The 21,427-nt window shown below is 59.4% G+C and carries 17 protein-coding genes; 6 read left to right on the top strand and 11 right to left on the bottom strand.

Annotated features, from left to right (window positions below; translation table 11 throughout):
• Nucleotides 1–94 precede the first annotated feature (94 nt).
• The 5 genes from AC3WQN_RS11355 to AC3WQN_RS11335 all read right to left on the bottom strand — a co-directional run bounded on the left by AC3WQN_RS11355 (nucleotide 95) and on the right by AC3WQN_RS11335 (nucleotide 8,681).
• Nucleotides 95–3,199, bottom strand: coding sequence for a type I restriction endonuclease subunit R (locus AC3WQN_RS11355; protein ID WP_103400416.1), 3,105 nt, complete (start codon nucleotides 3,197–3,199; stop codon nucleotides 95–97).
• Complete coding sequence (locus AC3WQN_RS11350) at nucleotides 3,196–4,248, bottom strand: PDDEXK nuclease domain-containing protein (protein ID WP_103400417.1); 1,053 nt, start codon at nucleotides 4,246–4,248, stop codon at nucleotides 3,196–3,198. The genes AC3WQN_RS11355 and AC3WQN_RS11350 overlap by 4 nt, the downstream gene beginning before the upstream one ends.
• The gene (locus AC3WQN_RS11345) at nucleotides 4,245–5,507 is read right to left on the bottom strand and encodes a restriction endonuclease subunit S (RefSeq protein ID WP_103400418.1); all 1,263 of its coding nucleotides are present in this window, start codon (nucleotides 5,505–5,507) and stop codon (nucleotides 4,245–4,247) included. The genes AC3WQN_RS11350 and AC3WQN_RS11345 overlap by 4 nt, the downstream gene beginning before the upstream one ends.
• Nucleotides 5,497–7,401 carry a class I SAM-dependent DNA methyltransferase gene (locus AC3WQN_RS11340; RefSeq protein ID WP_103400419.1) on the bottom strand — a complete coding sequence of 635 codons (1,905 nt, stop codon included), beginning with the start codon at nucleotides 7,399–7,401 and terminating at the stop codon, nucleotides 5,497–5,499. The genes AC3WQN_RS11345 and AC3WQN_RS11340 overlap by 11 nt, the downstream gene beginning before the upstream one ends.
• A 176-nt stretch (nucleotides 7,402–7,577) precedes the next feature.
• Entirely contained in the window at nucleotides 7,578–8,681 is a 1,104-nt protein-coding gene (locus AC3WQN_RS11335; protein ID WP_103400420.1) for an endonuclease NucS domain-containing protein, read from the bottom strand.
• 591 nt (nucleotides 8,682–9,272) lie between these two features.
• On the opposite strand from AC3WQN_RS11335, the gene AC3WQN_RS11330 reads away from it, so the two are divergent.
• The 6 genes from AC3WQN_RS11330 to AC3WQN_RS11305 all read left to right on the top strand — a co-directional run bounded on the left by AC3WQN_RS11330 (nucleotide 9,273) and on the right by AC3WQN_RS11305 (nucleotide 17,063).
• Complete coding sequence (locus AC3WQN_RS11330; protein ID WP_103400447.1) at nucleotides 9,273–10,448, top strand: GGDEF domain-containing protein; 1,176 nt, start codon at nucleotides 9,273–9,275, stop codon at nucleotides 10,446–10,448.
• A gap of 119 nt (nucleotides 10,449–10,567) precedes the next feature.
• On the top strand, nucleotides 10,568–11,716 hold the full coding sequence (locus AC3WQN_RS11325; RefSeq protein ID WP_103400421.1) for a Fic family protein: 1,149 nt from the start codon (nucleotides 10,568–10,570) through the stop codon (nucleotides 11,714–11,716).
• Between the two features lie 84 nt (nucleotides 11,717–11,800).
• A complete protein-coding gene (locus tag AC3WQN_RS11320) occupies nucleotides 11,801–12,043 on the top strand; it encodes an exodeoxyribonuclease VII small subunit (protein WP_095145375.1) in 243 nt (80 codons plus the stop codon).
• Complete coding sequence (gene ispA, locus AC3WQN_RS11315; RefSeq protein ID WP_103400422.1) at nucleotides 12,040–12,927, top strand: (2E,6E)-farnesyl diphosphate synthase; 888 nt, start codon at nucleotides 12,040–12,042, stop codon at nucleotides 12,925–12,927. The genes AC3WQN_RS11320 and ispA overlap by 4 nt, the downstream gene beginning before the upstream one ends.
• Before the next feature lie 186 nt (nucleotides 12,928–13,113).
• The gene (gene dxs, locus AC3WQN_RS11310; RefSeq protein WP_103400423.1) at nucleotides 13,114–15,012 is read left to right on the top strand and encodes a 1-deoxy-D-xylulose-5-phosphate synthase; all 1,899 of its coding nucleotides are present in this window, start codon (nucleotides 13,114–13,116) and stop codon (nucleotides 15,010–15,012) included.
• Between the two features lie 167 nt (nucleotides 15,013–15,179).
• A complete protein-coding gene (locus AC3WQN_RS11305) occupies nucleotides 15,180–17,063 on the top strand; it encodes a TonB-dependent receptor domain-containing protein (protein ID WP_103400424.1) in 1,884 nt (627 codons plus the stop codon).
• 161 nt (nucleotides 17,064–17,224) lie between these two features.
• On the opposite strand, the gene AC3WQN_RS11300 is transcribed toward AC3WQN_RS11305, so the two are convergent.
• From AC3WQN_RS11300 to thiL, 6 genes are all read right to left on the bottom strand, one after another.
• Entirely contained in the window at nucleotides 17,225–18,022 is a 798-nt protein-coding gene (locus tag AC3WQN_RS11300) for a cobalamin-binding protein (protein WP_103400426.1), read from the bottom strand.
• Nucleotides 18,022–18,441, bottom strand: a complete 420-nt coding sequence (locus AC3WQN_RS11295; protein ID WP_103400427.1) for an MFS transporter — start codon at nucleotides 18,439–18,441, stop codon at nucleotides 18,022–18,024. Before AC3WQN_RS11295 ends, AC3WQN_RS11300 begins: the two co-directional genes overlap by 1 nt.
• Nucleotides 18,438–19,055, bottom strand: coding sequence for a GTP cyclohydrolase II (ribA, locus tag AC3WQN_RS11290; protein ID WP_103400428.1), 618 nt, complete (start codon nucleotides 19,053–19,055; stop codon nucleotides 18,438–18,440). The genes AC3WQN_RS11295 and ribA overlap by 4 nt, the downstream gene beginning before the upstream one ends.
• 145 nt (nucleotides 19,056–19,200) lie before the next feature.
• Nucleotides 19,201–19,938, bottom strand: a complete 738-nt coding sequence (locus tag AC3WQN_RS11285; RefSeq protein WP_103400429.1) for a substrate-binding periplasmic protein — start codon at nucleotides 19,936–19,938, stop codon at nucleotides 19,201–19,203.
• 18 nt (nucleotides 19,939–19,956) lie between these two features.
• Nucleotides 19,957–20,460: a phosphatidylglycerophosphatase A family protein gene (locus tag AC3WQN_RS11280; RefSeq protein ID WP_103400430.1), complete on the bottom strand. Its 504-nt coding sequence runs from the start codon at nucleotides 20,458–20,460 to the stop codon at nucleotides 19,957–19,959.
• The gene (thiL, locus tag AC3WQN_RS11275; protein WP_103400431.1) at nucleotides 20,457–21,422 is read right to left on the bottom strand and encodes a thiamine-phosphate kinase; all 966 of its coding nucleotides are present in this window, start codon (nucleotides 21,420–21,422) and stop codon (nucleotides 20,457–20,459) included. Before thiL ends, AC3WQN_RS11280 begins: the two co-directional genes overlap by 4 nt.
• Between the last annotated feature and the right edge of the window lie 5 nt (nucleotides 21,423–21,427).

Here is a 21,427-nt window from a genome sequence, read left to right as displayed (position 1 = left end):
TGCTGAACGCAAAAAAGCGACAGCACCTTCTCATTTCCCGTAAAGGGGAGCATTGATAGCTAGCCCCAACCAATCAAGACTGTGAGCCCTACAATTACCCCCACGCTTCGCAGAGCGCCTCTGCCTGCTCCAGAATCAGCTTGGTCGCCTCATCTTGCTGGTCCGGTGGATACTTGTATTTGCGCAAGATTCGCTTGACCAGCAAGCGGAGCCTAGCCCTTACGCTTTCTCGGTTGTTCCAGTCGACCGTGACGTTCTTGCGCAAGCTTTCAGTCAATTCGTGGGCAATATCGGCCAGTACCTTGTCACCCAGCTCACGCACTGAAGACTCGTTATTTGCCAAAGCATCATAGAACGCCAGCTCATCATCATTCAGGCCGAGCTCATCGCCACGTTTACTGGCAGCAGCGAATTTTTTCGCCATCTCGATCAGCTCTTCGATGACTTGGGCAGTTTCAATCGAGCGGTTCTGATAGCGTTTGATCACGCTATCAAGCAGCTCGGAAAACTTCTTGTCCTGCGCCAGATTGTTGCTGAAACGGCTTTTGATCTCACCTTCAAGCAACCGTTCAAGCAGCTCTACCGCGAGGTTTTTTTCCGGCAAGTTACGGACCTCCGCGAGAAAGTCGTCATCCAGCAAGCCGATGTTGGGCTTATCCAGACCAACCGCCTGGAATACATCAACTACTTCACCCGAGACCACCGCGTTACCAATGATCTGGCGGATCGCCAATTCACGCTCTTCGTCAGTCTTTTTCTGCTGACTCACATCGCGCTTGATCAAAATGACCTTGATCGCCTGAAAGAAAGCCACTTCCTCGCGCACCGCTTTGGCTTCGTCCAGGGTGCAGCACAAGGTGAACGCCTTGCTCATGGCCAACGCCGCATCCGCAAAACGTTTTTTCCCGTCCTTGAGCCCCAGAACATGGTTGGCGGCACCCGCCAACAACTTGTGTCCGCCCTTCAGGAAGTCGCTGTAGTCAAAGCCATGCAGGAAACTTCGAAGCAGGTCGAGCTTTTCCTCGAGCACCGCATAGGCCTCATGAGCATCCACTGTCGGCCGCCCTTTACCTTTGCTTGCGGTGTACTCCTTGAGCGCAGCTTTCAACTCGTTGGCGATACCGATGTAATCAACCACCAAACCGCCCTGCTTGTCCTTGAACACCCGATTGACCCGTGCGATGGCCTGCATCAGGTTGTGGCCCTTCATCGGCTTGTCCACGTACAAGGTGTGCACACATGGGGCGTCGAAACCGGTCAGCCACATGTCACGCACGATCACCAGCTTGAGTGGATCTGCTGGATCCTTGAAGCGCTTCTCCAGACGTTTCTTCACCTGCGCTGGATAAATATGCGGACGCAACAGAGCCTTGTCCGAAGCACTACCGGTCATGACGACCTTGATCGCGCCCTTTTCCGAGTCTTCGTCGTGCCATTGCGGGCGTAACGCCACAATCTCGTTATACAAGTGCACGCAGATTTCGCGGCTCATGGACACGATCATGGCCTTACCGTTCTGTGCCTGACTTCGCTCCTCGAAGTGGGCCACCAAATCCTTGGCCACGCTTTTTATGCGCGGCTCGGCGCCCACGACTTTCTCCAGAGCCGCCCAACGGCTCTTCAGACGTGATTGCTGCCCCTCTTCTTCGTCCTCAGCCAACTCATCGACCTGGTCATCAATCGTCGGCAGCTCGCTGGCTTTAAGCGACAACTTGGCCAGACGTGACTCGTAGTAAATGGCGACAGTCGCACCATCCTCTTTGGCCTGCTGCATGTCGTAGACGTGGATGTACTCGCCAAATACCGAACGCGTATTGCGATCCTCGCTGGACACCGGCGTCCCGGTAAACGCTACAAAGGTAGCGTTGGGCAGCGCATTACGCAGGTGCTCGGCATAACCAACCTGGTAACGGGTTCTGGTTTCAGCGACTTTATTGACATCGGGTGCTTTCAGCTCGGCGTTAAAACCATACTGGGTGCGATGTGCCTCGTCAGCGATAACCACGATGTTGCGGCGCAGGGACAGCACCGGAAAGCGGTCTTCATCCACTCCGGGCATGAACTTCTGGATGGTGGCGAAAACGATGCCGCCGCTGGGGCGGTTGTCCAGCTTGGTACGCAAGTCCCCACGGGTTTCGACCTGCACCGGCTGCTCACGCAACAAGTCCTGCGAGAGTGAAAATACCCCGAACAACTGACCGTCAAGATCATTGCGATCGGTGATCACCACAATAGTCGGGTTTTCCATCACAGCTTCCTGCATCACGCGGGCAGCGAAACAGGTCATCGTGATGCTTTTGCCCGAACCCTGGGTATGCCAGACCACTCCGCCCTTGTGAGTGCCTCCCGGGCGGGATGCAATCACCACCTGCTGAATGGCCGCGCGCACCGCATGAAACTGGTGGTAGCCCGCAATCTTCTTTACCAGTCGACCATCGTCCTCGAACAGGACGAAGTAACGCAGGTAATCCAGCAGCATCTCTGGGGCAAACACGCCACGGATCAACGTTTCCAGCTCGTTGAACTGACCTAACGGGTCCAGGTCCTGGCCATCGATGGTGCGCCAGTTCATGAAACGCTCGGCGTCCGCCGACAGCGAGCCCATGCGCGCTTCAGTACCGTCGCTGATCACCAGAATTTCGTTGTACTGAAACAGATCCGGGATCTGCTCCTTATACGTCTGGATTTGCTCGAAGGCTTTCCAGATGTCAGCGTTCACATCCGCCGGATTTTTCAGTTCCAGCAACACCAACGGCAATCCATTGACGAACAGAATGATGTCGGGTCGACGAGTGTTCTTTGGCCCCTGTACAGGAAATTGATTAACCGCAATCCAGTCGTTGGCCCTCACCTGAGTCCAATCGATCAGACGAACGAAATCACCTCGGGTCTCACCGTCCTTCTGGTACTGCACCGGCACACCGCCCACCAACAAACGGTGAAATGCCCGATTCGCCGACATCTGCACCGGCACGCCCAAATCCAGCACCTGTTTGAGCGCATCTTCGCGGGCAACTGAAGGTACTTTGGGATTGAGCCGATCGATTGCGCTGCGCAAGCGCCCCACCAGTACTACCTCCCGATAGCTATCGCGCTCGGGGCTGTCCCCGTCGGGGGCAATCGTGGGTCCATAGACATGGCTGTAACCCAACTCGCCCAACCATCCAAGGGCTTCGTGCTCCAACTGGTCTTCGGTCATTCCAATTCACTTCCTGTGTCCATGTCACCGGCCAGTTCCGCCTCGATTTCAGCGATGCTCGGTAGTTTGCCGCCCAGTGTTTCAGGCAGGTCACGCAATAGTTGGTATTCAGCCACGCCAATCGGCTTATCGATGCCGGACAACGCATACTCGGCAACCAAACGGTTCTGTTGCTTGCACAGCAAAAGGCCGATGGTGGGGTTGTCGTCCTCGGCCTTGATCTGCGCGTCAACGGCAGCCAAATAGAAATTCAATTGTCCGGCATGTTCCGGTTTGAACGCCGTAGCCTTGAGCTCCACCACCACATAGCGTTTGAGCCGTATGTGGTAGAACAGCAAGTCGATGAAGAACTCGTCCCCACCCACTTCCAGGCGAAACTGCCGGCCGACAAACGCGAAACCAGCGCCCAGTTCCAGCAGAAAGCGGGTGATGTGGCGGATCAGTCCTTCTTCGATCTCCCGCTCCTGGGCGTCATGCCCCAACCCAAGGAAGTCGAACAGATAGGGATCCTTCAGCGTTTCATGGGCCAACGCTGAATCGGCGGCGGGTAAACGAGCGACAAAATTGGTGACCGCCGCGCCTTGGCGCTGCTGCAAGCGACTTTTGATGTTCAGTTCCAGCGTGCTGCGCGACCAGCCGTGTTGCACGGTTTGTTGCGCATACCACTCGCGCTCGCCGGAGCTGTCCAGCTTGGTCAGCAGGGTCACCACGTGAAACCAGGGCAATTGGTCAGCAGCCTGCTGACCAAATCGAACATCCGGGCAGTGTTGCGCAAAAAAACGCATGTACTTCAGATTGCTGGACGACCAACCGCGCATATCGGGAAACGCGTCTTTCAGATCCAGGGCCAAGCGCTCGATGACTTTCGCGCCCCAGCCTTGGGATTCCTGCCGCTGCCGAATCTCGCCCCCGATGCGGTGATAGAGCTGTATCAGCTCGGTATTGACCACCAGCGCCGCCCGTTGGCGGGCTTGGGCGATGTCACCTTTCAGTTGGGCCAACCAGGTGGCATAACCCTCGGGGAGTGCGGGGGGCGAGGTTTTGCTCATGCACAGGTCTCCTCGACCAGTTCCTCGGCTTCAGGGAGGCGGATCTGGCCGGAGATTAGGCGAGGGAGTAGGGTGTCGCGGAGTTTGGTGAGAGTACTGGCTTGCTTTTCATTCGCCCGAACACGCTCATGCAGTGGAAGTGCAATGGACTCGAAAGCGGCAATACAGGAGCTGTCCGGGATGATGTATTTCAATCCATGAATATGATTACGATTAAGACTAGGGACAGCCGAACCAGCGTTGAACGAAGCAAAATCAATCAGCCTCAGCAACTCATATGCATAACAAGGTGTTGCTGCACGAAACTCTTTAACCCAAAGTGTAGTATTAAGCGGCCAAAAGTCCTCAAGCTCAAGAAACACACGCCCTAATACACCGGACCTACCCGTGACAACACTGGGCCCTTTTGACCTAGCCTCACTATGAGTACCACTAGGTCCACTGGCTGCAATTATCGGATAAAGCCCCTTGGTACGTGCGCTTGCAGGGAGGTCGAAGCCCCGCTGAAGCACAAGAAGATCCATTAAGGTTTTAATTTCCCACCCCTTCGGCAACAACCCAAGCTCGGACTCTTCGAAGCTGTCGGGAAACAGGGCAGCGGTCGCGGTGTCCATACTTTCAGGCTCAAACCCTTCGACTTTGGCGCGCACGGGGTCAAAATCGACGAACCACGATTTGAACAGCGCTTGGGCAATTGCTTCCAGAGTGACGTTGGTTTCGCGTAGCAGGGTGATGCGCTCGTCAATCGGTTTCAGGCATTCAACGACATGAAGCTGCTGCTGCATCGAAGGAATAGTCACGGCCATCCGCCGCTGATCTCGTAGGCTGACGTAGTCAGCCATATCTGTTTGACCTTTTAGATAGCTAACTTGATGTAGGAACTCTTGACTGCTCATCCAGTAGTACAGGTACTCAGGAAGGATATTTCCTGAATCAAGCGACCGCCAAAAGCATAACTGGGGTGAGTACACAAAACGTTGGCTATGTTGTTCAACTAAAGCAAAACGGCCAACAGTCCCCTTAGACGTAAAGACAACATCGCCGGGGCGACTGACCTTTGCCCCTACTCGTGACAGTTCCGACTCAGGGAAGAAATCAGCGTCATCAAATTTGAACCCATCGTTAATGTTTCCCGCTCGCGCAAACGGGATGCCTGTTTCGGCCAACTCAGAGTTTTTCGCTCGATAGCCATCTCCAATTTCAAGCAGTCCCATACTGATTAACTCTTCAACGCGATAGGTCCTAGGCTCAGAACTCATACCCCTGCCCTCCGAGCTTCTGTCGGATCAACTGATCGAGCTCCGTGCCCTTGGCTATCTGCTCCCCTAACAAAGCAGTGAGATTCTGCATCTTGTCGGCAAAAGCCTCGTCATCGTCCTCTACGGCTTCGATGCCAACGTAGCGACCCGGGGTCAGCACATGTCCGTGCTCGGCGACCTCCGCCAGGGTCACGCTGCGACAGAAGCCGGGGATGTCAGCATATTCCGCGATGTTGCCACCGACGTCCAACGGCTCACCACGCCAATTGGCTACGGTTTGAGCAATCAGTTCGATATCGCTTTCCAAAAACTCAATCTGCACCCGGCTAATACGGGTCCCAATCTTGCGCGCATCGATAAACAGCACTTCCCCAGGACGCTTAGCCTTCTGCCTGGCCAGGAACCACAAGCACGCTGGAATCTGCGTGTTGAGAAACAGCTGCCCCGGTAACGCAACCATCACCTCCACCACATCCGCCTCAACCATTGCGCGACGAATCTCACCTTCACCGCTCTGGCTCGAACTCATCGAACCATTGGCCAACACAATCCCCGCACGTCCAGTCGGTTTAAGGTGATAAAGCATGTGCTGCAACCACGCATAGTTGGCGTTGCCTTGCGGCGGTGTGCCATACACCCAACGCGGATCACCTTCCAGGCTACCGTGCCACCAATCACTGATATTGAACGGCGGGTTCGCCAGTACAAAATCAGCGCGTAAGTCCGGGTGCTGGTTACGCACGAAGCTGTCTGCCGGCTCCTTGCCGAGGTTGCCCTCGAAGCCATGGATGGCAATGTTCATCGCCGCCAGACGCCAGGTCGTAGGGTTGGACTCCTGGCCATAAATAGACGCGTCGCCCCGCTTACCACCGTGGGCTTCAATGAATTTTTCCGACTGGACGAACATGCCGCCAGAGCCGCAGCACGGATCGTAAACCTTGCCATGATGCGGATTGAGCACCGCTACTAGCGTTTTAACGATGCTGGCGGGGGTATAGAACTGGCCCGCGTTCTTGCCTTCGGCACGGGCAAACTGACCGAGGAAGTACTCATACACCTGCCCGAGCAGGTCGCGAGCCTTGCCAATGTCCGATCCGAAACCAATCGTCGAAATCAGATCGACCAGTTCACCCAACTTGCCATCCGGCAATTCGGCACGGGCAAAACGCTTGTCGAGCATGTTTTTGAGCTTGGGGTTTTCCGCCTCAATGGCACTCAGGGCCTCGTCGATACGCCTACCAATATCAACTTGTTTGGCAGCTGCTCGGATCGACTCCCAGCGCGCCACTTCCGGTACCCAGAAAACGTTGACCTCGCGGTAGTAATCGCGATCTTCCAGCTCATCGGCCAGCAAACCAGCCGTGTCAGCCCCTAGATAATATTCGTCCGTAGTATCGGTAAACTTGCCTTCCAACTCAGCACGGCGACCCGCGAAGCTATCGGATATGTACTTGAGGAAAATCAGCCCGAGCACAATATGCTTGTACTCGCCAGCGTCCATGTTGGCACGCATTTTATCGGCTGAGGCCCAGAGTGTTTTCTCCAGGTCGGGCATCGTCGTAGTCGCTTGCACCTTGGACTTTTTGACTTTAGAAACAGGCGGCGCTTCCTGAGCAGAATCAATACGCTCCCGCGCCTTGCTCAATGCCTGCTCGGCCAGACTCACCGCGCTACTCACCGGTAGCTGGGCACGTTTCACCGCTTCACCACGTCCCCGCGCCTTGGCCAACACACCCTCTGTGAGCAACCCATCCCGTGTGGTTCGCAGCTCTTCTTCGGTCAACTGCGAGAACTGTCCGCGCAAGCGCTCAAGGAGTGATTGAATGCCAATGGTGCTGCCATCGGTAGGCACCGCCGCAAGGAGTGCCTCGCGAAGGGGGGTGATATCCGTCATTTACTGCTCCAACAGCCCCCGCATTGCAGGGGCTACAAATTATGCGTACTCATTGTTAAGCGTGAGTACGTCGTCAATACGCTTGCACGAAGAAAAAAGCGCTGATTATCGCGCATCAGTGATGCTCTCGGGTGCCTGATTAACCTTCAGGTCACACCAACACGCTATGGCAATTTTTAGTCTTGCGCTGCCTGTACCTCATCAAAGCGCGGAAACCTTTGCTTCAATCGCTCAATCGTCCATCGCCACCTCGACGCAGTCGGACGACAAATCGTGTTCTGATTACCAAACATCCCGATCTCTCTTACTGCCTGGCTCATGGGCACACTTTGCAGCCACTGGATCGGAACAAAGTACTCACAGCGCTCCGGATCATCGACAAACTCAGCGTGATAGCTGGCGCGCGTCGCGGCTTCAAGCACAGGCCGCTCCTCGCCGTCTTGCGTCACGGTAAACTCGTTCGCAGGTGTGGAGGTTCCAAGAACACGCCCAACGCCGACATAGCCCAGCTGCGGAATATTTACCCAAATCCGATCGCCCGGAGACAGCAACTGCAGGGTCTTGCTATACCACGCACCTCCCCCGCCGCAAATGAACCCGAACTCCACGGCATCGGCCCAGGAACGCGAGACAGAATCTCCGAACGAACAGTAAAATTCGCCATTCCAGGGTTCGCCATGGCCTTCACTTGTCGACACCGCATTCACTTGAGTCTGAACAGGATCAAGTAACCAGGATCGACTCAGTAACTGCTGGTCGCCCACTTGGAAAATCTGAAAACAGAGTACGTTGATCGGAATATCTCGCTTGCTGAGGTATTCAACGATCCGCTCGCTACTGGCGTCCAGCTCAGTGGCGACGATGATCAGTTGATGGCTTTTGTTCAACTCTTCGTCGTCCAGTACACGACCGAAACGTGCCAGGAAATCTACATCCAGACTGCAGCCAGGTTTGAAACGTTTGTAGATCGCTGCGATTTCATCTCCACGCAGGCTGTCGACCCACGCGGCGTAATCAAGCGTTTGAGCAACCACTTCACGAGGCGTACGGTCGCGTTTGAGCTCGATTAACACCAAGGCACCGTCAGGTGCGATGGCCAACAGGTCGATCCGACCACCCATGCCGGTATTTTCTTGCCGGCCTATCAGCATCCATTCATCCGAGAGGATGCTTGGGGAGCTGATGATCATCTCTTCCAGCAGTTGCTCACTGGCCAAGCGGCTTGAGCGCAACTTGTTTGGTGAAAGACCAACGGTCCAGACGTCCGTTTTGATAGGCAAGCTTTGAGTCCTTTTTGGGGTATATAAGCGGCATTTAAACAGTGAGAAACACAGCGGTGATTAGTGATCCATTAATGATCCTGAGTGATCGTGGCAGCCATAAGAAGCGCTACCTAGCCTCCAGCAACACCCCAAACCCTGAAGCTTGAATCTCTGAAGTGTAGTGGTCAACTAATCCCGGACACGACGTTAAGTCTTTTATGAGCCTGAACTGGCGTCAGTACACGGTCGGTATCCACTTCGCTTTCAAACCACAGACCACGCGTTCCATCTGCGCATTGATGCTCCTAAGTCCACAAAATCGGACCGAGTCGGCTAAATCCGCCAGGATCAATGGGTCACCAGACCTGAGACCGGACGAACTTTTTGATTGTTTCCGTGCCCCCTAAGAACACCCTGAGCGGCCGGATCCACCCCACACTTCAGCGACAAACCATCGATCCATCTCAGTAAACAACCCACGCACCGAGCAAAGGTTGCCGTTAAACTCTCGCCCAATCGCTTAACCCCCACTTACAACACAGCCTCTTGTGCTCAAGTTGCTTTCCATAGGGGGAGGCCTCGGAACGACGTTCAATGGGAACCAAGGACATGGTGCTGCACATCCCGACCCTGCTGGTGGTCTCGGTCTTCGTCTTTGCCCTGATGGGGCTGTTGACGGTGCACGCCTGGCTTCGAGAAACCCGCGAACGGCCGCTGGCGTACCTGGGCTGCATGATGCTGCTGGCAGCGCTGGGTGTGGTGCTGATCAGCCTGCGGGGCAAAGGCTTCGATGTCGTGGCGATCATGCTGGGCAACGTGATCCTGTTGTTGAGCGCGGCCATGAACTGGACGGCCATGCGCGTGTTCGCCGGGCGCTCGCCAAACGTACCGGGAATACTCGCCGGAGCCGGTGTCTGGCTGGGGTTGTGCCTGGTGCCGGCCTTCTATGAGGCGATGCCGGCTCGTGTGTCCACCTATTCGATGTTGGCCGCCGGCTATGGGCTGCTGACGACTCTGGAGTTTCTGCGCAGCCGCAAGACCCTCGAGGTCGCCTATCTGCCGGCGCTGATCCTGACCGTGCTGCACACACTCTTTTACTGCGTACGCAGCGTTACTGATCTGGGCCTGCCCCTGGATCAAGCGCTGACCGGCGCGGGCACGGGCGTGCCGTTCTTTTCGTTCATGCTGTTCGAGTCGATGCTGTATGTCATCGGCATCGCCTACGTGACACTGGCCATGGTCAAGGAACGCGCCGAGCTCCGATTCAAGGCCGCTGCTTTTTGCGACTCGCTGACCGGTGTCGGCAATCGCCGAGCCTTCATGCTGTATGGCGAACAACGCCTCAAGGACTGCCAGCGCCGCAGTCAACCTGTCGCCCTGCTGCTCTGCGACCTGGATCACTTCAAGCGCCTGAACGACACCTTTGGCCATCATCTTGGCGATCAAGCCCTGATCGCGTTCGGCCGGGTCATGACCGACAGCCTGCGTCATCAGGACGTGTTCGCCCGTATCGGCGGCGAAGAGTTCGCCTGCCTGCTGATGGACTCCGACATACGGCAGGCGGTGTTGGTCGCCGAACGGATTCGCCAGGCGTTTTCGCAGCTGACGTTGCTGGAGCCGGGGTTGCTCAGCGTCAGTATTGGCGTGGTGACTACCCGCGAGTCGGGGTACGACCTGGTGCGGTTGCTGTCGCAGGCGGACGCAGAGCTGTATGGCGCCAAGAGCAACGGGCGGGATCGGGTGCAGGCTGCGGGTTTGAATGAGCTGATCAGGCAGAATGTTTGAGGAGGTCTTGTTGTCGGCATAGATCCAGCGCTGGACGATGAGCCGAATAACTCACACAATCGGCTCACGACATGAGCCGAATAACTCTCCTATTCGGCTCACCCCCAAGGACAGTACCCATGGAACAACCTCGCTGGATCTGGCAACAACCCGATTGGCCGCACTTGCACTGGCAAGCCGAACGCCTGTCGTCGCTGTTGCGTGAGTGCGTGCAGGCCCAAGGTCATTTACTGGGGATGTCCAGCTCTGTCGGAGGTGAACTCAGCGCGCAAAACGAGCTGGATTCGCTGCTGCAAAACATCGTGACCTCATCCGCCATTGAAGGCGAACAACTGAATGTGGACTCGGTTCGCTCCTCATTGGCTCGACGCCTTGGCCTGGAAGATGTTGATGCAGGTCGGGCCAGCAAGCGCAGCGAAGGGTTGGCGGACCTGATGCTCGATGCCACCCAACACTTTGCCGCCCCGCTTGATTTCGCCCGTTTGCTGCACTGGCATCAATGGCTGTTCCCCACTCAGGAAGAAGACTTCAACGCGCGCCATATCCGTGTCGGCGAGCTGCGCGGCGATGAACCGATGCAGGTGGTCTCCGGCCGCGTGGATCGCCCCACCGTGCATTTCGAAGCACCACCACGCGAGGGTCTGGAACAACAACTGGGCGACTTCCTCGACTGGTTCGAAACCAGCCGAACCAACACCCAGCTCGACCCCTTACTGCGCGCCGGCATCGCGCACTTCTGGTTTGTCACGCTCCACCCATTCGATGATGGCAACGGCCGCCTGACCCGTGCCATCACTGACCTGGCACTGGCTCAAGGTGAGAATCAGGCCATCCGCTTTTATGCCATGTCCGCCAGCATCCTCGACGACCGCGCAGGTTATTACCGGGTACTGGAAAACTGCCAGCAAGCCACACCAGACATTACCGACTGGCTGCTGTGGTTCCTGCAAACGTTGCTGCGCAGCTTGCAACAGGCCATGACCCGGATCGAACGGGTGCTGAGCAAAGCGCGATTCTGGCAACACTATCGTAGCCAGGGGTTCACGGCTGAACAGGTGAACGTACTAAACCGCTTGCTGGATGGCGGCGAGAATGGGTTTGAGGCGGGAATTCGCGCTGCGCAGTATCAGGCCGTGGCGAAAGTGTCCAAGGCGACGGCGACTCGGCATTTGGTGGAGTTGTTGGAAAAGGGTTGCCTGATGCGGCTGCCAGGAGGCGGACGTAGCACTCGATATCAGATCAACCATTCAGACAATTCCATCGCCTGATCCGGTTGAAAGGCCTGCTCATTTGCCCCACACCCCCCTATCTGCTAGTGTCGCGCCGGTTCAAACGTCACCTGGATAGCCGCCATGGCCCGCAAAAAAGCTGCACTGGATTTCGAACAATCCCTCGCCGACCTGCAAACGCTGGTTGAGCGTCTGGAGAACGGCGAGCTGTCGCTGGAAGACTCGTTGGCTGCCTTCGAGCAAGGCATCGGCCTGACCCGCGACTGCCAGGCCGCGCTGGCGCAGGCCGAGCAGAAGGTTCAGGTGCTGCTTGAGCGCGACGGCGAGCTGGCAGAGGCCCCCTTTGACGCGGAACAGCCAGAATGATCGCGGTGTATTCGGCCAACAGCCAGGCCCGGGTCAATGCGGCGCTAGAAACCTTGTTCAGTGCGCCAAGCCCTGAGCTCGCACGCTTGTATGAAGCCATGCGCTACAGCGTGATGAACGGCGGCAAGCGCGTGCGTCCGTTGCTGGCCTACGCGGCCTGCGAAGCGCTGGGCGGTGAGGCCGAACACGCCAATGGCGCGGCCTGTGCGGTGGAGTTGATCCACGCGTACTCGCTGGTGCATGACGATTTGCCGGCGATGGACGATGACGACCTGCGTCGCGGCCAGCCGACCACCCACAAGAAATTCGACGAAGCCTGCGCGATTCTCGCCGGTGACGGCCTGCAAAGCCTGGCCTTCAGCGCCCTGCTTGACCCACGCCTGAACAATGCCGATGCCGAGATTCGCCTGCAGATGGTCAGTACCCTGGCGTTGGCGGCGGGCCCGGCCGGGATGGTCGGCGGCCAGGCCATCGACCTCGGTTCGGTGGGCTTGAAGCTCGATCAAAAAGCCCTCGAGTTCATGCATCGGCACAAGACGGGCGCGCTGATCGAAGCCAGCGTCAAGCTGGGCGCCCTGGCCAGCGGCCGTGCCGAAAAGGCCGAACTCAAAGCGTTGCAGACCTACGCACAGGCCATCGGCCTGGCGTTTCAGGTGCAAGACGACATTCTCGACGTCGAGAGCGATACCCAGACCCTGGGCAAGCGCCAGGGCGCCGATATCGCCCGGGACAAGCCGACCTACCCGGCCCTGCTCGGCCTGGAAGCGGCCAAGGCCTATGCCCTGGAGTTGCGCGATCAGGCCCTGCACGCCCTGCGACCGTTTGACGCGTCGGCCGAGCCGCTGCGTGAGCTGGCGCGCTACATCGTCGAACGCCGCAGCTGATCCGGCGCTCGCTGCCCAGGGTCTATCGACGCTTGGTGGCGAGCCGCGTTGGCACGCAATCCGTCGCGGCTGCTACCAAACATCAACAAACCCTACGCATATCGGCCAAGTTCCGAGCTCTGCGTGGGCAGCGTGCGATGCATCAGGTAAACTGCCGCCTCTTTTATACCTATAACGATTCGCCTGATGCCCACGACGTTTCATGAGATTCCCCGCAAGCGCCCGACCACGCCCCTGCTCGACCGTGCCAACACGCCGGACGGCCTGCGCCGGTTAGGCGAAGCCGAGCTGGAAACCCTGGCTGATGAGTTGCGCCTGGAATTGCTCTACACGGTCGGTCAGACCGGCGGGCATTTCGGTGCCGGCCTGGGCGTCATCGAGCTGACCATCGCGCTGCATTACGTGTTCGACACCCCGGACGACCGGCTGGTGTGGGACGTGGGTCATCAGGCCTATCCGCACAAGATCCTCACCGGGCGTCGCGAGCGCATGGGCACCCTGCGCCAGAAGGACGGCATCGCCGCTTTCCCGCGCCGCGCCGAGAGCGAGTACGACACCTTTGGCGTCGGCCACTCCAGCACCTCGATCAGCGCCGCGCTGGGCATGGCCATCGCCGCCCGCCTGCAAAACAGTGATCGCAAGGCCATCGCCGTGATCGGCGACGGTGCACTGACCGCCGGCATGGCGTTCGAAGCGCTGAACCACGCGCCCGAAGTGGACGCCAACATGCTGGTGATCCTCAACGACAACGACATGTCGATCTCGCGCAATGTCGGTGGCCTGTCGAACTACCTGGCGAAGATCCTTTCCAGCCGCACCTATGCGAGCATGCGTGAGGGCAGCAAGAAGGTCCTGTCGCGCCTGCCCGGCGCCTGGGAGATCGCCCGGCGCACCGAAGAATATGCCAAGGGCATGCTGGTCCCCGGCACCCTGTTCGAAGAGCTGGGCTGGAACTACATCGGCCCGATCGACGGTCACGACCTGCCGACCCTGATCGCCACCCTGCGCAACATGCGTGACCTCAAGGGGCCGCAGTTCCTGCACGTGGTCACCAAGAAGGGCAAAGGTTTCGCCCCGGCGGAAGTCGACCCGATCGGCTATCACGCCATCACCAAGCTCGAACCGCTGGACGCTCCGGCCGCCGCGCCGAAAAAAGCCGGTGGGCCGAAGTACTCCGGTGTGTTCGGCGAGTGGTTGTGCGACATGGCCGCTGCCGACCCGCGCCTGGTAGGCATCACCCCGGCGATGAAGGAAGGCTCCGATCTGGTGGCCTTCAGCGAGCGCTTCCCGCTGCGTTATTTCGACGTGGCGATTGCCGAACAGCACGCGGTGACCCTCGCTGCCGGCATGGCCTGCGAAGGCGCAAAACCGGTGGTAGCGATCTATTCGACCTTTCTGCAGCGCGGCTACGACCAGTTGGTGCATGACGTTGCGGTGCAGAACCTCGACGTGCTGTTTGCCATCGACCGCGCAGGCTTGGTGGGCGAAGACGGCCCGACCCACGCCGGCAGCTTCGACCTGTCGTTCCTGCGTTGCATCCCCGGCATGCTGGTGATGACCCCGAGCGACGAGAACGAACTGCGCAAGATGCTCAGCACCGGCCACCTGTACAACGGCCCGGCAGCGGTGCGTTATCCACGCGGTACCGGCCCGAATGCCACCATCGACAAAGACCTGGAACCGATTGAAATCGGCAAGGGCGTGATGCGTCGCCAGGGCAACACTGTCGCCCTGCTGGTATTCGGCGTGCAAATGGCCGAGGCGTTGAAAGTGGCCGAGAAGCTGGATGCGACCGTGGTCGACATGCGCTTCGTCAAACCGCTGGATGAAGCGTTGGTTCGCGAGGTTGCCAGCTCTCATGCGTTGCTGGTGACCATCGAAGAGAACGCCATCATGGGTGGTGCAGGTGGCGCGGTCAGCGAGTTCCTGGCCCGCGAAAACATCCTCAAGTCGGTGCTGCACCTGGGCTTGCCGGACGTTTACGTCGAGCATGCCAAGCCCGCGCAAATGCTGGCCGAGTGTGGCCTGGATGAAGCCGGTATCGAGGCCTCGATTCGTCAGCGCCTGCAACTGCTCGACCTCTAACTACCAGACAGATGTAGAACCCTGTGGGAGCGGGCTTGCTCGCGAAGACGGAGTGTCAGTCGACATGACCATTGACTGATCGGCCGCCTTCGCGAGCAAGCCCGCTCCCACATGGGTTGTATGAACCTACCCAGGTTGTGTTCGCCCAACGTGCCAATAGACAGCCCATGAACCTCCCCCGCCTCGCCCTGACCCTCTCGCTGCTGCCCACCGCCTGCGCCCTCGCCGACACTTTCGAGCGCGAACAGGCCCTGAAACTGCCCGACGTGCTGATCAGCGCCACCCGCCAGGTCGAGGCCCGCAACGACAGCAGCGCCGCCAACACCGTGTTCACCCGTGACGACATCGACCGCCTGCAGCCAGGCAGCGTGACCGACCTGCTGAGCCGTGTGCCGGGTGTACAGGTCTCGCAAACCGGCGGTCGAGGCAGCCTGCCGGGGGTCTACATTCGCGGTACAAAATCGGCGCAAAGCCTGGTGCTGGTGGACGGCCAGCGTATCGGTAACTCGACGTCGGGGGACAGCAACCTGCAACACCTGAACATTGAGCAAATCGAGCGTGTGGAAGTGCTGCGCGGCTCGCGCTCGGTGATCTATGGCAGCGACGCCATTGGCGGGGTGATCCAGATCTTTACCCGGCGCAGCGCCGAACCGGGCCTGCAACCGCGCCTGCACATGGGCTTTGGCAGCAACCAGACGTGGGAGCGCAGCCTCGGCCTGTCCGGCGGCGATGCGCAAACCCGCTTCAACCTCGGCGCCAGCCTGGATGACACTGCGGGTATCAATCGCACCGATGAGTCGTACCCCAGCGACGGCGATCACGATGCCTATCGCAACCAGTCCTTGAGCCTGAGCCTGAGCCACGCCTTCAACGACGACCTTGAAACCGGGATGAACATTCTCGATAACCGTGGCAAAAGCGAGTTCGACAACCCGTTCGGCCGCTTCGACATGAACACCTTTGAAAGCGTCGAACAAAAACCCTACAACGACTTCACCGTGAGCAGCGTCAGCAGCTACCTCGACGCTCGCCTCAACGACGGGTGGAAATCCCGGGTGGAACTGGGCCACAGCGAAAACCGCGAAGAAACCTTCGACAAGCTCAGCGACGAGCACAGCGTGTTCAACACCTACCGCGACTCGCTGAACTGGCAGAACGATGTGACCCTCGACGACCAGAACAGCCTGATTCTCGGCGGCGACTGGTACGAAGACCGGGTCAACAGCAGCACTGCGTTCGAAGAAGACAGCCGCTGGAACCGCGCGGGCTTCATTCAACATCACTTCCAGGCCGAGCAGTTTTCCACCGAACTGGGCCTGCGCCGCGACCAGAACCAGCAGTTCGGCGGCCAGAACAGCTGGAGCGGCACCTTCACCCTGCCGCTCAATCCGGACAACGATGTATTGCTGACCTACAGCGAAGGCTTTCGTGCCCCCACCTTCAACGACCTGTACTACCCGGACTTCAGCAACCCGGACCTGAAACCCGAAACCTCGAAAAGCTACGAGCTGCAGTGGCGCAGCCAACTGAGTGACTACAGTCGCCTGGAAGCTTCGCTGTACCGCACCGACCTTGAAGACGCGATCATCTTCGGCAGCCACTCACGCCCGGAAAACGTCGCCTCGGCACGGATCAACGGTTTCGAAGCCGCCCTCAAGCAGGAGCTGTTCGGTTGGCAGAGCAACCTCGGGATTTCGTTCATTGATCCGCGGGACCGTGACACCGGCCACACCCTGGCCCGCCGCGCCCGACGGACGTTGAACCTGGACCTGGACCGGCAATTCGACCAGCTCGGCCTGGGCGCCACCTGGCAAGCCGTCAGCAGCAGCTATGACGACAATGAAAACCGTCAGCCGCTGGGCGGTTATGGTCTGCTCGGCCTGCGCAGCAGTTGGGCGGTCAACCATGAAGTCACGCTGCAGATGAAGGTCGACAACCTGCTGGACAAGGCCTACACCCGTGCGCTGTATGAGCATGACGGCAACCAGTATGGGTATCGCGAAGAAGGTCGGGCACTGATGTTCGGGGTGACGTGGATGCCGCAGCTCTAACCCGCGCCACGCTTTTTTTGTGGCGAGGGAGCTTGCTCCCGCTGGGTCGCAAAGCGGCCCCAACATGGCACATGTCGACACCCAGTACCGGGGCCGCTACGCAGCCCAGCGCGAGCAAGCTCGCTCGCCACAGGGTAGGTATGCCGCTCCCGGAACCCTGATCACTGGTTCGGCGCGATCAACCGGCACAGCTTGGCCGTCGCCTCAATCATCTGCCCGCTCGGTCGCTCCAGGCCCTTGTCCGTCACCAGCAACAAACGCCCCTGGGTCACCGCGGCCACCTGCGGCCAAGCGTTCCAGGCATCCAGTTGGTCCTGGCTGCCGGCAAGAATCGCCTCGGGATTACGCGCAAGCACCGCTTCCATGCTGACCTGCGGCGCCGGCAAACTCATGTCGGCAAACACATTACGCGCGCCGCAGACCGCAAGCGCATCGCTGATGATCTGCCCTCCACCCACGGTGTAGAGGGGCTGGTCCCAGACCTGATAAAACACCCGCAGCGGTTCGGCGCGCTGATAGCGTTGGCGCAATGCCTCGAGCCGCTGGCGCACGTCAGCCGCCAGGGTGCGCCCGCGCTCAGGCCGCCCCAGTTGCCCGGCGATGGCTTCGATCTGCGAGGCGAGTTGTTCGAGGCTGTGGGGTTCGGCGACGTAGGTGGGAATGCCCAGGCGGCTCAGTTGCTCGCGCTGTGCCGGGCCGACGCTGCCGGGCCAGAGCAGCAACAGGTCCGGCTTGAGGCTGAGCAGGCGCTCCATGTCCAGTTGGCCATAACGGCCCACCGAAGGCAGATCGTTCAACTCAGGGGGACGCTCACCGGCATCGAGTACGCCCACCAGCAGGTCGGCCGAGCCCAGTTCAACGACGATTTCCGAGAGGGACGGCGCCAGGCTGACCACCCGCTCCACTGCGGCCGCCGAGCCGCTGATGGCCAGCAGCACAACCGCCAGCCAGTGGCGCATCAGGCGAGTTGACGCGGAATACGGTAGAGGTAGAACAGTACGGCGGTCGACAGCGCCAGCAACACCTGTGGCACCGCCTCAAGACCGACGAAGACCGCCAGGGCACCGATCCAGGCCGGCAAGGAGGCGGCCAGGAAGGCTTTGCGACGCTCAGCCGCCAAGGCCGTCCAGGCAGCCGGCTCCTGCGGGGTATCGAGGGCTTTCTGGGTCGTGATCAAGCCGTGTTTGTAGCCGCCAAAAAATTTCAGGCTGACAAACATCGAGGTCATGCCCGCGATGAAGAACGGCATGGCCAGTACCGGCGCAATTGCCTCGCCGTCACCGAACACTGCGTTGATCACGAACAACGGCAACAGGGCGAGCGCCAGGTATTGCCACCAATTGACGGACAGACGCCGACGAACCTGGCCACGCGTCACGCCCGGTCTACCTCGCCCTGATGCTCGTTGCCCATCATGTGGTCGAGCTTGCTGGCCTTGGTCGCCAGGTAGAGTTTATTGTGCGGATTGTGCCCGGTGTGCAGCGGTACGCGCTCGGCAACCACGATGCCCATGTCGGTCAATGCCTTGACCTTGCGTGGGTTGTTGGTCATCAGGCGCAGGGACTTCACCCCCAGGTGCTCCAGCATCGGCAGGCATATGGCGTAATCGCGCTGATCCGCGGCAAAGCCCAGGCGCTCGTTGGCTTCAACCGTATCGGCGCCACCGTCCTGTAGCTCGTAGGCACGGATCTTGTTCAGCAGGCCAATGCCCCGCCCTTCCTGACGCAGGTAGAGCAGCACGCCACGGCCTTCGTGAGCGATGGCCCGCAACGCGGCTTCAAGTTGCGAGCCGCAGTCGCAACGCTGGCTGAACAGGGCATCGCCCGTCAGGCATTCGGAGTGCAACCGGCCGAGCACCGGAGCACCGTTGGCAACCTCACCCAGGCTCAGCACAACGTGCTCGCGGCCAGTGGCCTCATCGAGAAAGCCATGCATGGTGAATTGCGCAAAAGGTGTGGGCAGCTTGGAAGCGGCGACAAAAACGACAGGCACCGGTGTGCTCCTGATCTGTGTACTGGAGATTCGCAGAGGCGGCATTGTAACAGTAAGGTTCCATACCACGCTTATGCTGAATTATTGGTCATAACGATCAAAAAGTTTGATCAAGCGAGCCCATCACCCACCTCGGGCTACGCGCTCAGTCCAACTCAAACGGATAAGGCTGTTTCCAGCGCTCGAAAATCGGTTTCAACTCGCCATTCTTCACCAGTAGCTCCATGCGCTGGTCGAACAGCGCCATCAACTGTTCAGCCCTGGGCGTCTTGGCAAAGCACAGGTACAGCGGTAGTTCCGCGATGTGCGTGCGACGAAACTGCGAGGGATCCTCGGCCTGGCTGACGACGTAATCGATTTCGGTCAGCCCGTCGATGTAATAGTCGGCACGGTGCTGGATCAGCATCGACAAAATCCCGGTACGACGAATGACTTCGTTATAGCTGTGTACATTAGGCAGGTAGGACTCATAGCCATAGCCGCGAACCCATGCCAGCCGATAGTTACCCAGCGTTTGCGGGGTCGGTACCGGGCTGCCGGCCAGGCCCAGGGCATAGATGTGATCGTTATCGAAGTTCCAGCGGGGATAATGCAGGTCCCGGGCCTCATCACGATAGGAACCGACACAGGCATCCACCTCGCCCCGTCGGGCCAGGCCCACGGAGCGGGTGTAGGGCTCGGTGCGAATGTCCAGCTTCACGCCAGCGGGTTCGAAAATCTGGCGCAGCACGTCCCAGGCCAGGCCACGGCCATCGGCTGCGGTGTAGCCCTCCCAGTCTTCACCGGCCAGATGAATCACCGCCGGTGTCGCCGGTGCCTCGACCGCACCGGCAACCGTACAGAACAGTGCAAGCACCCCACCCCACAGCCAGCGAACGACCATCCTGAGCTCCTCAACCTGCTAGGCGAAATACCAGACCAGCCCCTGCATGCCCAACCAGGCAAACACCCCCGCCAACACGTCGTCGAGCATGATCCCGACACCGCCGTGTACATGGCGGTCGATCCAGCGAATCGGCCACGGCTTGAGAATGTCGAAAAAGCGGAACATCAGAAACCCCGCCAACAGCCAGTACCAACCTTCCGGCACCAGCCACAGGGTAATCCACATCCCGACCATTTCATCCCAGACAATGCCTTCGTGGTCGTGTACCCGCAAATCGTCGGCGACCTTGCCGCACAGCCAGAATCCGAACAGCATGGTGATGCCCAGCATCAGCCAATAGCCCCAGTCGGGCAGCATCTGCCAGAGCGGGATAAAAGGCAGTGCAACTAACGAGCCCCAGGTGCCTGGTGCCTTGGGCAACGTGCCCGAGCCGAAACCGAACGCCAGGAAATGCCAGGGATTACGCCAGACCGAGGGCGGCACGACCTCTGCCGGGACCTGTTTGGAATGATCTGTCACGGTGTCTCCTGAAAATGTTGATAACCCCGGGCTTGCGGGGTGATGTCCTGTCCATTGGCATCCAGCAACGTCACACCCTGCCCGGCCACCACCTGGCCGACCACATGAATCGGCCAGCCAGCGGCAAGCAGCGCCGGTAGATGGACAGGAGGCAATGTAAACGCCAGCACGTAGTCGTCTCCGCCACTGACGGCCGCCACGCGGGCCGCATTCTCGCCGAGAAAGCTCAGCAGTGCGGCGGACACCGGCAGCTTTTCGTTGTCGATCAGCAAACTGACAGCGGACGCCTTGGCGATATGCCCGCAATCGGCGAGCAGACCGTCGGAGATATCCAGCGCCGAGGTGGCCTTGCCACGCAACACCTGCCCCAACGCCAGTTGCGGCTGGGGCGACCAATAATGTGCCAACAACGGCTCGGCCACTTCGGCGGGCGCGACGCGCTCCCCCAGCACCAGCGGCAGAGCACCGGCCGCATTACCCAGCGCCCCGCCCACGCACAGCAAGTCACCCACCCGGGCACCGCTGCGGGTCAGGGCCTGCCCCGCCGGTACACGACCGAATACGGTCATGGTCAGGCTCAGCGGGCCACGCGTGGTATCACCACCTACCAGCCGCACACCGCAGTTCTGCGCCATGGCGTTCAAACCACGGGCATAGGCATCCAGCCAGTCGGCGGTCACCGTCGGCAAGGTCAGGGCAAGGGTAAAGGCAATGGGCGTGGCGCCCATGGCAGCCAGGTCGCTGACCGCCACGGCCAGCGAACGCTGGCCAAGCAGAAACGGGTCGCAGGGATCCGCGAAATGCACACCGGCCACGAGGGTGTCGGTGGAAATGGCCAGCTGCTCCCCTGCGGGAACAGCGAGCAAGGCGCAGTCGTCGCCGATCCCCAGTGCAACGCCCTCGCCGCCCTGCGCACAAGGCGCGGCGGCGAAGTAGTTGCGGATCAGCTCAAACTCGCCCATGGCAG

The organism is Pseudomonas sp. FW300-N1A1, assembly GCF_058789115.1.
This window is presented reverse-complemented; position numbering and strand designations above follow the sequence as displayed.

Excerpts from the sequence above, each read along its gene's own strand:
- AC3WQN_RS11355 (WP_103400416.1), bottom strand. The coding sequence starts at position 3,199 with ATGACCGAAGACCAGTTGGAGCACGAAGCCCTTGGATGGTTGGGCGAG.
- AC3WQN_RS11350 (WP_103400417.1), bottom strand. The coding sequence starts at position 4,248 with ATGAGCAAAACCTCGCCCCCCGCACTCCCCGAGGGTTATGCCACCTGG.
- AC3WQN_RS11345 (WP_103400418.1), bottom strand. The coding sequence starts at position 5,507 with ATGAGTTCTGAGCCTAGGACCTATCGCGTTGAAGAGTTAATCAGTATG.
- AC3WQN_RS11340 (WP_103400419.1), bottom strand. The coding sequence starts at position 7,401 with ATGACGGATATCACCCCCCTTCGCGAGGCACTCCTTGCGGCGGTGCCT.
- AC3WQN_RS11330 (WP_103400447.1), top strand. The coding sequence starts at position 9,273 with ATGGTGCTGCACATCCCGACCCTGCTGGTGGTCTCGGTCTTCGTCTTT.
- AC3WQN_RS11325 (WP_103400421.1), top strand. The coding sequence starts at position 10,568 with ATGGAACAACCTCGCTGGATCTGGCAACAACCCGATTGGCCGCACTTG.
- AC3WQN_RS11320 (WP_095145375.1), top strand. The coding sequence starts at position 11,801 with ATGGCCCGCAAAAAAGCTGCACTGGATTTCGAACAATCCCTCGCCGAC.
- ispA (WP_103400422.1), top strand. The coding sequence starts at position 12,040 with ATGATCGCGGTGTATTCGGCCAACAGCCAGGCCCGGGTCAATGCGGCG.
- dxs (WP_103400423.1), top strand. The coding sequence starts at position 13,114 with ATGCCCACGACGTTTCATGAGATTCCCCGCAAGCGCCCGACCACGCCC.
- AC3WQN_RS11305 (WP_103400424.1), top strand. The coding sequence starts at position 15,180 with ATGAACCTCCCCCGCCTCGCCCTGACCCTCTCGCTGCTGCCCACCGCC.
- AC3WQN_RS11300 (WP_103400426.1), bottom strand. The coding sequence starts at position 18,022 with ATGCGCCACTGGCTGGCGGTTGTGCTGCTGGCCATCAGCGGCTCGGCG.
- AC3WQN_RS11285 (WP_103400429.1), bottom strand. The coding sequence starts at position 19,938 with ATGGTCGTTCGCTGGCTGTGGGGTGGGGTGCTTGCACTGTTCTGTACG.
- thiL (WP_103400431.1), bottom strand. The coding sequence starts at position 21,422 with ATGGGCGAGTTTGAGCTGATCCGCAACTACTTCGCCGCCGCGCCTTGT.